17 protein-coding genes are annotated in these 13,178 nt (G+C 71.2%); 2 read left to right on the plus strand and 15 right to left on the minus strand.

Features of this window, described 5'->3' with window-relative positions; genetic code table 11:
• Nucleotides 1-58 precede the first annotated feature (58 nt).
• From ABD932_RS07555 to ABD932_RS07570, 4 genes are all read right to left on the minus strand, one after another.
• Entirely contained in the window at nucleotides 59-760 is a 702-nt protein-coding gene (locus ABD932_RS07555; protein WP_345010470.1) for an antibiotic biosynthesis monooxygenase, read from the minus strand.
• 256 nt (nucleotides 761-1,016) lie between these two features.
• Nucleotides 1,017-1,496, minus strand: a complete 480-nt coding sequence (locus ABD932_RS07560) for a DUF3618 domain-containing protein (protein ID WP_345010472.1) — start codon at nucleotides 1,494-1,496, stop codon at nucleotides 1,017-1,019.
• A gap of 530 nt (nucleotides 1,497-2,026) precedes the next feature.
• Complete coding sequence (locus ABD932_RS07565) at nucleotides 2,027-2,722, minus strand: hypothetical protein (RefSeq protein ID WP_345009907.1); 696 nt, start codon at nucleotides 2,720-2,722, stop codon at nucleotides 2,027-2,029.
• A complete protein-coding gene (locus ABD932_RS07570) occupies nucleotides 2,719-2,847 on the minus strand; it encodes a hypothetical protein (RefSeq protein ID WP_345009909.1) in 129 nt (42 codons plus the stop codon). Before ABD932_RS07570 ends, ABD932_RS07565 begins: the two co-directional genes overlap by 4 nt.
• A gap of 160 nt (nucleotides 2,848-3,007) precedes the next feature.
• On the opposite strand from ABD932_RS07570, the gene dapA reads away from it, so the two are divergent.
• The gene (gene dapA / locus ABD932_RS07575) at nucleotides 3,008-3,910 is read left to right on the plus strand and encodes a 4-hydroxy-tetrahydrodipicolinate synthase (protein WP_345009910.1); all 903 of its coding nucleotides are present in this window, start codon (nucleotides 3,008-3,010) and stop codon (nucleotides 3,908-3,910) included.
• On the opposite strand, the gene ABD932_RS07580 is transcribed toward dapA, so the two are convergent.
• The 7 genes from ABD932_RS07580 to ABD932_RS07610 form a co-directional block, all read right to left on the minus strand.
• Complete coding sequence (locus ABD932_RS07580; protein ID WP_345009912.1) at nucleotides 3,911-5,128, minus strand: WD40 repeat domain-containing protein; 1,218 nt, start codon at nucleotides 5,126-5,128, stop codon at nucleotides 3,911-3,913.
• On the minus strand, nucleotides 5,129-5,689 hold the full coding sequence (locus tag ABD932_RS07585) for a SigE family RNA polymerase sigma factor (RefSeq protein ID WP_345009914.1): 561 nt from the start codon (nucleotides 5,687-5,689) through the stop codon (nucleotides 5,129-5,131).
• Nucleotides 5,690-5,867: 178 nt separating this feature from the next.
• Nucleotides 5,868-6,107, minus strand: coding sequence for a hypothetical protein (locus ABD932_RS07590; protein ID WP_345009916.1), 240 nt, complete (start codon nucleotides 6,105-6,107; stop codon nucleotides 5,868-5,870).
• Nucleotides 6,108-6,238: 131 nt separating this feature from the next.
• Nucleotides 6,239-7,228 carry a 2,3,4,5-tetrahydropyridine-2,6-dicarboxylate N-succinyltransferase gene (dapD, locus tag ABD932_RS07595; protein ID WP_345009918.1) on the minus strand — a complete coding sequence of 330 codons (990 nt, stop codon included), beginning with the start codon at nucleotides 7,226-7,228 and terminating at the stop codon, nucleotides 6,239-6,241.
• 143 nt (nucleotides 7,229-7,371) lie between these two features.
• Nucleotides 7,372-7,908 (minus strand): TetR/AcrR family transcriptional regulator, encoded by a 537-nt coding sequence (locus ABD932_RS07600; RefSeq protein WP_345009920.1) that lies wholly within the window; start codon nucleotides 7,906-7,908, stop codon nucleotides 7,372-7,374.
• Nucleotides 7,908-8,228 carry a DMT family transporter gene (locus tag ABD932_RS07605; RefSeq protein ID WP_250082939.1) on the minus strand — a complete coding sequence of 107 codons (321 nt, stop codon included), beginning with the start codon at nucleotides 8,226-8,228 and terminating at the stop codon, nucleotides 7,908-7,910. Before ABD932_RS07605 ends, ABD932_RS07600 begins: the two co-directional genes overlap by 1 nt.
• 71 nt (nucleotides 8,229-8,299) lie before the next feature.
• The gene (locus tag ABD932_RS07610) at nucleotides 8,300-9,139 is read right to left on the minus strand and encodes an endo alpha-1,4 polygalactosaminidase (protein WP_345009923.1); all 840 of its coding nucleotides are present in this window, start codon (nucleotides 9,137-9,139) and stop codon (nucleotides 8,300-8,302) included.
• Nucleotides 9,140-9,434: 295 nt separating this feature from the next.
• Between ABD932_RS07610 and ABD932_RS07615 the strand changes: the two genes are divergently transcribed.
• Nucleotides 9,435-10,265, plus strand: a complete 831-nt coding sequence (locus ABD932_RS07615; RefSeq protein WP_345009925.1) for an AbfB domain-containing protein — start codon at nucleotides 9,435-9,437, stop codon at nucleotides 10,263-10,265.
• A 75-nt stretch (nucleotides 10,266-10,340) separates the two neighbouring features.
• Here the strand turns inward: ABD932_RS07615 and ABD932_RS07620 are convergent, their stop codons facing one another.
• From ABD932_RS07620 to sufC, 4 genes are read right to left on the minus strand one after another with little or no spacing between them, the layout of a single operon-like run.
• A complete protein-coding gene (locus ABD932_RS07620) occupies nucleotides 10,341-10,673 on the minus strand; it encodes a metal-sulfur cluster assembly factor (RefSeq protein ID WP_345009927.1) in 333 nt (110 codons plus the stop codon).
• Entirely contained in the window at nucleotides 10,670-11,137 is a 468-nt protein-coding gene (gene sufU / locus ABD932_RS07625; protein WP_126391079.1) for a Fe-S cluster assembly sulfur transfer protein SufU, read from the minus strand. Before sufU ends, ABD932_RS07620 begins: the two co-directional genes overlap by 4 nt.
• A gap of 20 nt (nucleotides 11,138-11,157) precedes the next feature.
• Entirely contained in the window at nucleotides 11,158-12,414 is a 1,257-nt protein-coding gene (locus ABD932_RS07630; protein WP_345009930.1) for a cysteine desulfurase, read from the minus strand.
• The gene (gene sufC, locus ABD932_RS07635) at nucleotides 12,411-13,175 is read right to left on the minus strand and encodes a Fe-S cluster assembly ATPase SufC (RefSeq protein ID WP_345009932.1); all 765 of its coding nucleotides are present in this window, start codon (nucleotides 13,173-13,175) and stop codon (nucleotides 12,411-12,413) included. The genes ABD932_RS07630 and sufC overlap by 4 nt, the downstream gene beginning before the upstream one ends.
• Between the last annotated feature and the right edge of the window lie 3 nt (nucleotides 13,176-13,178).

A 13,178-nucleotide genomic window follows, 5' to 3' on the forward strand; every position in this document is an offset into this window, starting at 1 on the left:
TGTCCAGACGGTTCGAGTTTTCGGTTTGGTTCGGCCCGCTCTCCCGGAAACCCACAGGTCAGTCGGGGACGAGGCCGAGGGCGTGGTCGTACCGGCTGACGGTGCTGTGCTTCAGTCCGGGCCAGGTCTGCACGCGCTGCCACAGCTCCGTCGCCGAGCCGATGCCGTCGCCCGGGGCGCCGAGGGCCTCGATGTGGGCCTGGGCGCTCTCCCACTCGGCGTAGTTGAGGACGCGGGTGCCGTCGGTGCTCAGGTGGAAGTGGCCGGAGATGCCGCCGGGGTGAGGGTTGGGCTCGTTCTCCAGCGCCTCCAGAACGGCGTCGACCCAGGCGCGCTGCCGGTCGGGGTCGGGGCCGTCGAACTCGATGTCGACGATCACGATGCAGCCGGGGACGCGGGTGTCGTCCGGCCGACGGAGGCTGCGGTAGTGCCGGTACCGGCCGAGCCACAGCCGCTCGATGCCCGGTACGGCGGTGTCTATCTCGTCGACACGCTCCTGCCGGTGCACCTTCGTGAACGCCTCGAAGGCCTCCTCGCTCCTCCACTGCGAGTAGTGGAGAAGGGTGGAGGCGTCGTGGCCGGTGTAGACGTGGTAGCCGAGGAGGCCGTCGGCGGGCCAGGGGCGGCGCTGCCAGGTGTCGGCGATCGCCTCTACGGTCTGCCGCTGCCGAATGGGGGTGCCCACGCGCCAGGTACTGAAAAAGGGGGCGCCGATCCCCGGGTGGGTGAGGTCGGGGTGGGTGGTGGTGCGACGGGTCACGGAGGCCTCCGGGAATCGGTGGTCGATGCGTATGTCGACCACCTTTCGACCTCAACCGGACTTGAGGTCAAGTGGCGCCTGGAGGGCGGGGGTTCGCGGGACTGCGGGACTCGGGCGCACGCGGCAGGGCGCGGGGCCGGTGACCGGTCCCGCGCCCTCTGGCCGTGCGCGCGCCTGCGCCGCCTGCGCCGCCCGCGCCGCCCGCGCCGCCCGCGCCTTCGCTCTGTGCCTTCGCTCTGCGCCTTCGCTCTGCGCCTCAGCGGTGCCCGTGGTGGCGTCGCCGCAGCACCCCGGTCGCGACCACCGCTCCCACGGCCGCCCCGGCGACCAGTACCGGCTTCGGGTGCCGTAGGCCGGCCTGGACGACGGTCCGGACGGGGCGCGGTACACGGCCCTCCACGGCGTGCCCCGCGCGCGTCGCCTTGTCGTGAACCCTGTGTCCGGTCCGGGTCGCCCGGTCCTGGACGGCGTGCCCGGCCTGGGTCGCCCGATCCTGGACGGCGTGCCCGGCCTGGGTCGCCCGATCCTGGACGGCATGCCCGGCTTGAGCCGCCCGGTCCTGCACCGCTTGCCCGGCCTGGCCCACGCTGCTGCGCAGTTGCACGGTCATGGCACCCGCCTTGTCCCTGAGGTCGGCGGCACGGGTCAGGGCCCGGCCCTTCACATCCGCCTTCCCCGCGAGCTCCGCCGCGGTGTCGCCGAGCTCGCTCCGCGTCTCCTCGATCTGCCGCCGCAGCTCCTCGGGCCCCTTGGCTCCACGGGCCCCCTTGGCCTCTTCGGCTCCACCGGCTCCCTTGGCCTCTTCGGCTCCACCGGCTCCCTTGGGCTCCTCGGCTCCACCGGGCCCCTTTGCCTCCTTGGCTCCGCCAGGCTCCTTGGACCTCTTCGCTCCGCCGGCCCCCTTCGACTCCTTGGCCGCGCCGGGCCCGTTGGGCCCCTTGGCTCCGCGGGTCCCCTTGGACCCCTCGGCCCCGCCGACCCCCTCGGCTCCGGCCTTCGCGGCAGCACCCTTGACCGCTTCGTCGGCCGGCTCCCCCGCAGTCCCTTCCGCCCCCGTCCTCCTGTCCGTCATCGCACGCGCCCTTCCCTTTGGTCTCCTGAGTCTCCGCGATGTCCGATCCGAACCGGGCGATGAGTGGCACCCGCCCGCGCGACGGGTCCGCCCGCCGAGCGGTCCCCGTCCCGCACCGGCTCGCAAGCCGTGGTTCCGGTCAGGCGCCCGCCCGCGCCCGGTTCGGAACACCCGGGTACCCGGACCCGCCCCCGCTATCCCTGCCGTCCGCCGCCGCCCGGCCCGTGCTCGCCCAGCCGGGCCAGCTGGGCCTGGAACCAGTCGAGGCGGGCCTGCAACAGCGCGGCCTCGGCGGCGAGTTCGGGGACGCCGAGGTCGTCGGCCGGACCTGGGCCGGTCAGCGCGACGGACGCCCCCTTGCCGGCCACCACCCGCAGCCCCTCCGCCCCCAGCCGGGCGAACCCCGCGAGCGAGACGGACGTACGGCCGCGCAGGCAGCCCGCGCAGGAAGGGGCGAGCGCCCGCCAGCCGGGGCGGCCCCAGCCGGCGTCGGCCAGGGCGGCGGCGACCGTACCGCAGACGCACGGCCCGACCGTGGCGGTGCGCACCCGCTGACGGGCGTAGCGGAAGCCGCGCTCGAAGCGGATGTACCGGCCCAGCACGGTGACTTCGAGCAGGGCCGCCGCCCGGTGCTCGGTCGTGCACAGCAGCGCCTCGGCCACCGTGCGGTCGTGCACGCAGTGGAAGCCGCAGTCGCAGCGGCGGCTCGGTGCCCGGTGTCGCAGCCCGTAGACGCAGGACGCGTCGGCCAGGACTCCGTACGGCAGCGCGCCGCCCAGCGACACACCGGTGAACCCGGCCCGGGTGCCGTCCTGGGACAGCATCGGGTGGGCGATCTTGTATCCGGTCAGCGGCTCCGTCGGGCGTTCCTCCGGAAGCCGCAGCCTCATCGGACGGCCGGGACCTCTTCGGGGGCCTTCAGTTCCTCGACCACCTCGGGGAGTTCGAGCTCCTCCTCGTGGTCCTGCGGCCGCTCTTCCGCGACTCCGGTGGCCAGTGCCTTGCCGAGCTTCATGACGCCTCCATGGGCCGATGGCGGTGACCGTCCTGGCCATGGTGACCCATGAAGGGCGTATTGGACATAGGGCCTGATGGACTTCACTACAGCAATACTTACGCATACCTCGTAGAAGAATTAAGTGGAGCTTCACTGTCGGTCTGTCGAAACTGGTTCCATGACGACACCCGCTTCCGCCGCCCCGCCTTTCGGCCGCGCCCTGTGCGCGATGATCACGCCCTTCTCCGCGGACGGCGGGCTCGATCTCGACGGGGCCCAGCGGCTCGCCGACCATCTGGTCTCCCAGGGCTGTGACGGACTGGTGCTCTCCGGTACGACGGGCGAGTCACCGACCACGACCGACGCCGAGAAGGCGGCCCTCGTCGAGGCGGTACGGGAGGCTGTGGGCGGCCGGGCGTCGATCGTGACCGGGATCGGCACGTTCGACACACGGCACACCGTGGAGCTCGCCCTGGAGGCCGAAAAGGCGGGCGCGGACGGTGTGTTGGTGGTCAGCCCGTACTACAGCAAGCCTCCGCAGGACGCGCTGGAGGAGCACTTCCGGACCGTCGCGGACGCCTCGGGACTGCCGCTCACGCTGTACGACATCCCGGGCCGCACCGGCACGCGTATCGAGCCGGAGACGCTGATCCGGCTCGCCGAGCACCCCCGGATCGTCGCGGTGAAGGACTGTTCCTACGACTTCCTCGGCGCCCAGAAGGTGCTGTCCCGCACGGATTTGGCGTACTACGCGGGCTGCGACGAGCACAACCTCGCGCTGTACGCGGTCGGCGGCGCCGGCTACATCAGCACGGTCGCCAACGTCGTACCGGACCGACTCCGCGCGGTCCTCGACGCGTTCGAGGCGGGCGACACCCCCGTGTCCGCCCGCCTCCAGCAACGCGCCACGCCGCTCATCGAGTTGATGATGTCGGCGGGCCTGCCCGGCACGGTGACCGCCAAGGCGCTGCTCAATGAGCTCGGCCTGCCCGCGGGCCCCGTCCGCGCGCCGCTGCGGCCCGCCGGCCGTGCGGCGGTGGACGGGCTGCTGGCGGCCTACGAGGAGCTGACGGCCGGCTGATCAGCGCCGGGCGAGTACCGGCTGCCACTCGTAGGACAGGTCCTCGTCCTTCTGCGCGCTCGGGCCGCTCAGCCACTCGACGTCGTCGCTGCCGATCGTCACCAGGACGAGCCGGGGCCGGTACAGTCCCTTGCCCGCGGTCCGCTCCTGCGCGATGAGCCGCTTCTCGTCCACCCAGGCGAGCAGCTCGGCGCCGCGCACCTTGGTGATCTCCTTGCCGGTGAGCGGATCGCGGATCGAGGAGTAGGACTTGTCGGGGACCTCCTTGGACAGCCCGGTGGCCGCGAGGCTGCCGTCCGGGGAGAGCCTGGCGCCGACGTCCGTACGCAGGTGGCGCTCGTTCGCCGGCGCCGCGACCTTGTTGCCGTCGAGGTCGTAGAACTGCTGCGAACCGTCCCTGGGCCCGATGACCGGCGTGTACACCAGGTCACCGGTCCGGCTGAAGGCGAAGTCCTGGCGGGAGTTGATGTCGCGACTGCCGGACCGGACGCCGGTCCAGGAGGCCGTGCCGGAGGCGACGTCGACGACATGGAAGCCGCTGCGGCTCGACTCGCCGAACTCCGGCACCCAGGGGACCGCCCCGTCCCCGCCCGTCTGCCTGATACGCAGGTCGGGGTTGTCGTCGTACGTCGTCGCGACCAGCTTCCGCCCGTCGTACGAGTACGCCAGCCCGCCGACCCCGTGGTCCACCGGGATCCACCGCTCGACCTCCCCCGTCGCGAGGTCGAGCAGGCCGATCCGCCGGGCGGGCAGGTTCCGCTCCAGTACGGCGGCCGTTGTGATCCCGGGCGCGACGGCGACGAAGGACCACCTGTCGTCCTTCTCGTACCGCCCGGTCTTCGGGTCCAGGAGCCAGTAGGTGCGCTCGGCGACACCGCGGCTCTTCGTCTGCGGGACGATCCGCGAGGTGGAGTAGGCGGCGAGCGCCACGTCCCCGGCCGCGATCAGGTCACGCGGCGGCGACTGGTCCGGGTGGGCGCTGGTCCCACGGCCGTCCAGCACGCTCGCCGGGCGCACGTCCTCCCGGCCGGCGTCCAGCAGCGGCACCGCGATCCCGACGGCGACGACGGCCGCGGTGGCGGCGGCGACCGTGGCGATCCTGCGGGTGCGGCGGCGTCGGCGGACGCCCAGCACCCGGTCCGCGTAACCGGGACCCGCCGGCGTCTGCTCGGCGGCCAGTTCCCGCAGGGAGTCTCGTACGAGTTCCTCGACGTTCACTTAACGCACCTCCACGGGCGAGAAGTCACGGGACGGCTGCGGCCGGGCGTCGGCGGACCCGGAGCCGAGGGCGGCCAGTTCGGGCGCGAGGGTGCGCAGCCGGGCGAGCGAGCGGTGGGTGGTGGAGCGCACGGTGCCGACGGAGCAGCCGAGGATGCGGGCCACGTCGGCCTCCGGCAGGTCCTCGAAGTAGCGCAGCACGAGCACGGTGCGCTGCCGCGGGGTCAGCCGGGCCAGCGCGCCGCGCATCAGCAGCCGTAGCTCGGCGGCGGGGGCGGCGTCCGGGTTCGCGGCGGTCTCGGGCGGCTCGGCGACGGTCAGCTCGCGGCGCCGCCACTTCAGCCGCCAGCGGCTGATCTGCTGCCGGTACAGGATCTGCCGTACGTACGCCTCGGGCTCGTCGATGCGATGCCAGCGGCCGGCCGCCTTGATCAGGGCGTTCTGCAGGAGGTCCTCGGCGGCGTGCCGGTCACCGCCGGCCAGCAGTACCGCCGTCTTCAGCAGCGCGGACGACCGGTTCCCCACGAACTCCCGAAAGCTCTCCTGCGCTTCGGCATCCATCGTCACCTTCTCTTCCCCCGGGCGGGCCCGGTGCCCGCCTCTCCTACCCCTCGTGACGCGTGCGGGGCGCCGCCGCTATGCCTGCGCACAGAAAGATCTTCCGCGCACGCACCGGGGCCCGTACCGCCTCCCTGTGCGGTACGGGCCCCGGCTCACGCTCGCCGTGCTCAGTGCGCGGTCAGCCCCACTTGTAGCCGTCGCCGAAGAGCAGGAAGTGCTCCAGCACATCCTCCATCGGGTCGTCCACCTGCCCCACGTTGACCAGCCCGATGCGGGGCCCGTTGTGCGAGCCCGTGTTGGTCTCGTCGGCGTACGCGGTACCGGCCGGCAGCCAGCACGCCGCCCCCGCGGCCAGCACACCCACCACCAGGCGCAGCACGGTCCTGGTCCGCCCGCTCGTCTTCACTCGACCCGTCATCAGCCCTCGGTCCTCATCTCGTCGGTTCGGCGTGTGATCGGAAACTGCGTCCACCCGTTCATCTGCCTGGACCGCGCGGAGGTCACGACGAGTAACCCGTACGTGAGCGTGCCGGAGTACGACTGACGGCGTCAGTTGTGGCTGTGCAGGATGTCGTTCAGGCCGCCCCACACCGCGTTGTTCGGGCGGGCCTCGACGGTGCCGGTGACCGAGTTGCGGCGGAAGAGGATGTTGGAGGCGCCGGACAGCTCGCGGGCCTTGACGATCTGGCCGTCGGGCATGGTGACGCGGGTGCCCGCAGTGACGTACAGACCGGCCTCGACGACGCACTCGTCGCCGAGCGCGATGCCGACGCCCGCCTCGGCGCCGACCAGGCAGCGCTCGCCGATGGTGATGATCACGTTGCCGCCGCCGGACAGCGTGCCCATGGTGGACGCGCCGCCGCCGATGTCGGAGCCGTCGCCGACGACGACGCCCGCGGAGATACGGCCCTCGACCATGGAGGTGCCGAGGGTGCCGGCGTTGAAGTTGACGAAGCCCTCGTGCATGACGGTGGTGCCCGAGGCGAGGTGGGCACCCAGGCGGACCCGGTCGGCGTCGGCGATGCGGACGCCCTTGGGGGCCACGTAGTCGGTCATGCGCGGGAACTTGTCGATCGAGGTCACCTGGAGGTGCAGGCCCTCGGCGCGGGCGTTCAGCCGGACCTTCTCGACGTCGTCGACGGCGACCGGGCCGAGGGAGGTCCAGGCGACGTTGGCGAGGAAGCCGAACTGGCCCTCCAGGCTCAGGCCGTGCGGCTGGACCAGGCGGTGGGAGAGCAGGTGCAGGCGCAGGTAGACGTCGTGCGCGTCGATCGGCTTCTCGTCGAGCGAGGCGATGACCGTGCGGACCGCGACGACCTCGACGCCCCGGCGGGCGTCCGGACCGATCGCCTTGGCGGCGCCTTCGCCGAGAAGCTCCACGGCCCTCTCGGCGGACAGCCGCTCGCTGCCGGAGGGGCCGGGCTCGGCGACGAGCTCGGGGGCGGGGAACCAGGTGTCGAGAACGGTGCCGTCGGCGGCGATCGTGGCGAGGCCGGCGGCCACGGCGCCGGTGGTGCGAGGAGCAGTCGTGTCGGTCATGAGGGCAACCTAACCGGCGGGGGGCCGCGCGGGCCAACCGGTGGCGGGGGCGTCTCAGGGTGCGGGCCGCCGCTCGCGGGACACGCACGTCGTGGCGGCACCCGTCCCGGGCTCGCGGCACGCCCTCCCGCGCTCGCCGCACGTCAGGGAATCACGCGGCGCAGTACGTCTCGGGCGTACTCCTCGTCGTACGGCGCCTCCGTGAGCAGCACCTGCAGACAGATCCCGTCCATCAGCGCCACCAGCGCCCGTGCCGTGACCGCGTCCGTACGACGGGCCAGCCGGTCGGCGAGATCCCGGGCCCACTCGTCGGCGACGGGGCGCAGGGCGGGACGGCGCAGGGCGGCGAGGTAGAGCTCGTACTCCAGCTCGACGCCGGTGCGGTCCCCGGCGAGCCACTCGCCCATCCAGCCCGCGAGTTCGCCGGCCAGGTCGGTGTCCGGGTCCTCCAGCCCGCCGCGTGAGGCGATCACCTTGGCGAAGCCCTCGTTGGCCTGGCGCAGGGCGGCGACCAACAGGTCGTCGAGGGTCTTGAAGTGGTACGTCGTGGAGCCGAGCGGCACGTCGGCCGCGGCGGCGACGGTGCGATGACTCAGCCCCGCGATGCCCTTCTCCCCGACGACCCGGATCGCCGCGTCGATGATCCGCTGACGTCGCTCGGGGTCGTAGCGCCGGGCCATCAGTGCGCGCCTCCCAGGTTCAGCACCACCACGCCGACGATGATCAGCGCGATGCCGGCGGCCTTGGTGACCGTCATTCCCTCCCCCAGGAGCAGGACCCCGATGGTGGCGATGGCCGCGGTGCCGACGCCGGCCCAGATCGCGTAGGCCGTGCCCACGGAGACGGTCCGCAGCGTCTGGGCGAGCAACGCGAAGGAGACGACGTATCCGAGCGCGGTGAGCAGCGACGGCCACAGCCTGCTGAAGCCGTCGCTGTACTTCATGGCGGTCGTGGCGGCCACCTCGGCCGCTATGGCTCCGGCGAGCAGCAGGTATCCCATGTGTACAAGCGTACACAACGGTGCGTACGACCGTACACAAAGGGCCGGACCCGCCCTGTGTGCCGAGCGGTTCAGCAGGTACGGCGGCGGTATCCGCCCTCCCCCGCCGGTACGACGTCCAGGTCGCGCAGGACCACCGACAGCCGGTCGCCCCAGTCCGCGCAGGCCGCGGCGAGGCCGTCGGAGCGGTACTCGATGACGAAGACCCGGTCGTCGTAGGCGTCCGCGTACGCGCCGCACTCGTCGTACTGTCCGCACTCCTCGGCGACCGCGAAGTCGAAGCCGAGGCGGCGCCCTTGCTGTGCCAGGCCGGCGGCGTTCTTCTGCCCGATCGCCAGGCCGGCCGCGTGGGCCCGGGCGGCGATCAGCTTGCCAAAGGCCAGGTTGTCCTCGGCGGTCAGCAGCCCGTCGGACCGTTCGTTGGAGTCGAGGTTGTCGGCCTCGACCGCCTGGTACCCGGACTCGGCGCAGGCGTCGATCCACTTCCCCACGATCCCGGCGAGCCGTTCACGCTTGGCGGCCGTCGAGATGTCCAGCAGGGCCTCGTCCCAGTCCCGGTCGACGACCGGCGCGTCGTCGGCGTCACGGAGCAGCAGGTCGGGGTGGTGCTCCTCCCACCAGCCCTCGGCGTCCGGCTGGGCCTGGAAGGCGTTGACGTAGCAGATGCTGTACACCCCCGGCGCGGGTTTCGCGGTGCGGTCGCGGGAGACCGCACGTACGCCCGCGGGCGGCTGGTAGGCGCCGCCGATCTGGTAGTCGAAGGCGACCCCCGGCTCGGGCAGCTCCACCTTCTGCGCGTCGGCGTCCCCGCCGTCGGACTCCGTGCATCCGCCCGCGGCCACGGCGAGCGCACCGCACAGCGCTGCGGCCGCGAGCGCTCGGCGGAGTACTGGGGGAATGCGGTGGACCATGATCCGAGGGCTCCTGTGGGTGCGTGATCTTCGACGCTGCCCGGCCATGATGCCCTGCGCCGCGACGGGCGGGTACCGCGGCCGGCGGCCGCCTGCCGCGGTCGGGGTCGGGACGGGTCCCGCCGGCAAGGTGCCGGGCGCGCACCGGAGTTGTGGATACGGCTGATGACAGTGGATACGGCATGACAAAGGGCTGCTCCGGGACCACCGGTTCCACTAGTGTTGTTCATCGTTCACATACCGGGCCTTCGCAGCCGCGGTCGTCGCCCCATGACGCCGCTGGGGGGAACAGCGCATGCCAGACAACAAGTCCCGGCCGTCTCAGGACCAACCTTGGGAGAACGGCTGGGCCCCGGACACCTCACGGGCGCCGGGGACGCGCCGCCTGTGGCTGGCGGGCGGGATGGCGGTGGCGACGATCGTCGCCTGCGTCACCGCGATCGCCGTATCCGAAAGGGAATCCGAGGAGGAGTCACCCTCGGCGTCGTCCGCCACCGAGAACACGTCGTACCCCGGTCTGATCTCCTTCGCCAGCCCGTCGGAGACTCCTCCCAAGGGCAAGAGCGGCCTGTCGACGGACCGGCCGACGACCCGGTCGCCCGGCCAACAGCACGCCAGCACGCCGAAACCCGCGCCGGATCCGTCCAAGTCGCCTTCCCACGAGGACAGTTCACCGACCGCCACGCCGAAGCCACCGGCCACCACCACCTGGCGATCCGTCCGCTCGGTCAACTACCCGGACCGCTACTGGCATGTGAGCGACGGTTACGTGAGGCTGGACCGGGTCCACGGCTCGGAGTCCCGCGAGGACTCCACCTTCAAACAGGTCAAGGGCCTGGCGAACAGCTCCTGTTACTCCTTCGCCACGCAGGACGGCCGGTACCTGCGCCACCGCGCCTTCGTCCTGCGCGCCGACCGCAACGACGGCTCGTCCCTCTTCGGGCAGGACGCCACATTCTGCCCCCGCGCCTCGCCGTCCCACTCCGGTGCCACCATGCTGGAGTCGGTCAACTACCCGGGCCACTTCCTGCGCCACCGCGACTTCGTGGTCCGTCTCGAACGCTTCGAGTACAGCTCCCTGTACCTGTCGGACTCGTCGTTCCGGCTGGTCGGCGGGCTGGCCTGAGCACACGAAAGCGGCGGCACCCGACAGGTACCGCCGCTTGTGTCCGGCCTCGGGCCGGACAAGCCCCTGGTGGCCTCAGACGTTGAACCCGAGCGCCCGAAGCTGCTCGCGGCCGTCGTCCGTGATCTTGTCCGGGCCCCACGGCGGCATCCAGACCCAGTTGATGCGCAGCTCGCTGACGAGGCCGTCCGTGGCGGACTTGGCCTGGTCCTCGATGACGTCGGTCAGCGGGCAGGCCGCCGAAGTCAGGGTCATGTCGAGCGTCGCCACGTTCGCGTCGTCGATGTGGATGCCGTAGATCAGGCCGAGGTTGACGACGTCGATACCCAGCTCGGGGTCGACGACGTCGTACAGCGCCTCACGGACCTCTTCCTCCGAGGCCGGCTTCATCTCCACGGTGTCACTCATGCCGTCTTCCTTTCGGCGTCGGCTCCGCCCAGGGCCTGGGCCGTCGCGTCCTTCCACGCCATCCAGCTGAGGAGGGCGCACTTGACCCGGGCCGGGTACTTGGAGACTCCGGAGAACGCGACCGCGTCCTCCAGGACCTCCTCCATCGCGTCGTCGGGCTCGATCTTCCCCTTGGACTGCATCAGCTCCAGGAAGGTCTCCTGGATCTTCCGCGCGTCGGAGAGGTCCTTGCCGACGAGGAGTTCGTTCAGTACGGACGCGCTCGCCTGGCTGATGGAACAGCCCTGGCCCTCGTACGAGACGTCCTCGATCGTCGTGCCGTCGTACTTCACACGGAGCGTGATCTCGTCGCCGCACGTCGGGTTCACGTGGTGCACCTCGGCGTCGCCATCCCTCAGACCACGCCCGTGCGGGTTCTTGTAGTGGTCCAGGATGACTTCCTGGTACATCGAATCCAGCTTCATGCGTCGCTCTTCCCGTCCCGTCAGCCGAAGAAGTTCCGTACGTGCTCCAGGCCGTCCACCAGAGCGTCGATCTCGGCCGGCGTGGAGTACAGATAGAACGACGCTCGCGTGGTCGCAGGAATTCCGTAGCGCAGGCAGACCGGGCGGGCGCAGTGGTGGCCGACCCGGACGGCGATGCCCTGCTCGTCGAGGACCTGGCCCACGTCGTGCGGGTGGATGTCGCCGAGCGTGAAGGAGATCGCGGCACCGCGGTCCTCGGCCGTGGTCGGGCCGATGATCCGCAGGTCGGGGACCTCCGCGAACCGCTTCACCGCGTACTCGGTGAGGGCGTGCTCGTGGGCGAGGATCTTGTCCATGCCGATCGAGTTGAGGTAGTCGATCGCCGCGCCGAGGCCGATCGCCTGCGAGATCGGGGGCGTGCCCGCCTCGAACTTGTGCGGGGCGGGAGCGTACGTCGACGAGTGCATCGACACCGTCTCGATCATCTCGCCGCCGCCGAGGAACGGGGGCAGGTCCTCCAGCAGCTCCTGGCGGCCCCAGAGCACGCCGATGCCGGTCGGGCCGCACATCTTGTGGCCGGTGAAGGCCACGAAGTCGGCCTGGAGGGACTGCACGTCCATCGGCATGTGCGGCGCGGCCTGCGAGGCGTCGATGCAGACCAGCGCGCCGACCTCCTGCGCGCGGCGCACTATCGCCTCGACCGGGTTGACCGTGCCCAGGATGTTCGACACCAGCACGAAGGAGACGATCTTCGTCTTCTCGGTGATGATCTCGTCGATGTTGGACAGGTCGAGGCGGCCGTCGTCCGTGAGACCGAACCACTTCAGCTTCGCGCCCGTGCGCTGCGCGAGCAGCTGCCACGGCACGATGTTGGAGTGGTGCTCCATCTCCGTGATGACGATCTCGGTCTCGTGGTCCACCCGGTAGGGCTCGTCGGCCCAGCCGAGCATGTTCGCCACGAGGTTGAGCGATTCGGAGGCGTTCTTGGTGAAGATCACCTCGTCACGGCTGGGCGCGTTGATGAACTCCGCGACCTTGTCGCGCGCGCCCTCGTACAGCGCCGTGGCCTCCTCGGCGAGGACGTGCACGCCACGGTGGACGTTGGCGTTGTGCTGCTCGTAGTACTCGGAGAGCACGTCGAGCACCTGGCGCGGCGTCTGCGAGGTCGCCGCGTTGTCCAGGTACACGAGCTTCTTGCCGTCGTGGACGACGCGGTCCAGGATCGGGAAGTCCTTGCGCAGCGCCTCGGTGTCGAGGAGGCCCGGCAGCTGTGTCACGCGGATGCGCCACCCTTCGTGTAGGCCTCGTAGCCCTCGTTCTCCAGCTTGTCGGCGAGCTCGGCGCCGCCGGACTCGACGATGCGGCCGCCGGAGAAGACGTGGACGTGGTCGGGCTTGATGTAGCGCAGGATGCGCGTGTAGTGGGTGATCAGCAGGGTGCCGACCTCGCCGGTCTCGCGGACGCGGTTGACGCCCTCGGAGACGATGCGCAGCGCGTCGACGTCCAGACCGGAGTCCGTCTCGTCGAGGATCGCGACCTTCGGCTTGAGCAGCTCGAGCTGAAGGATCTCGTGGCGCTTCTTCTCACCGCCGGAGAAGCCCTCGTTGACGTTGCGCTCGGCGAAGGACGGGTCCATGTTGAGGCGCTCCATGGCCTCCTTGACCTCCTTCACCCAGGTACGCAGCTTGGGGGCCTCGCCGCGGATGGCGGTGGCGGAGGTGCGCAGGAAGTTGGAGACCGAGACGCCGGGGACCTCGACCGGGTACTGCATCGCCAGGAACAGGCCCGCGCGGGCGCGCTCGTCGACGGACATCTCCAGGACGTCCTCGCCGTCGAGGGTGACGGTGCCGCCGGTGATCGTGTACTTCGGGTGACCCGCGAGGGAGTAGGCGAGGGTCGACTTGCCGGAGCCGTTGGGGCCCATGATGGCGTGCGTCTCGCCCTGCTTCACGGTGAGGTCGACGCCCTTGAGGATCTCCTTCGTGGCGTTGTCGGCCTCGACGGTGACGTGCAGGTCTCGGATTTCAAGCGTTGCCATGGG

This window comes from Streptomyces shaanxiensis (genome assembly GCF_039537145.1).
Lineage (GTDB): Bacteria > Actinomycetota > Actinomycetes > Streptomycetales > Streptomycetaceae > Streptomyces > Streptomyces shaanxiensis.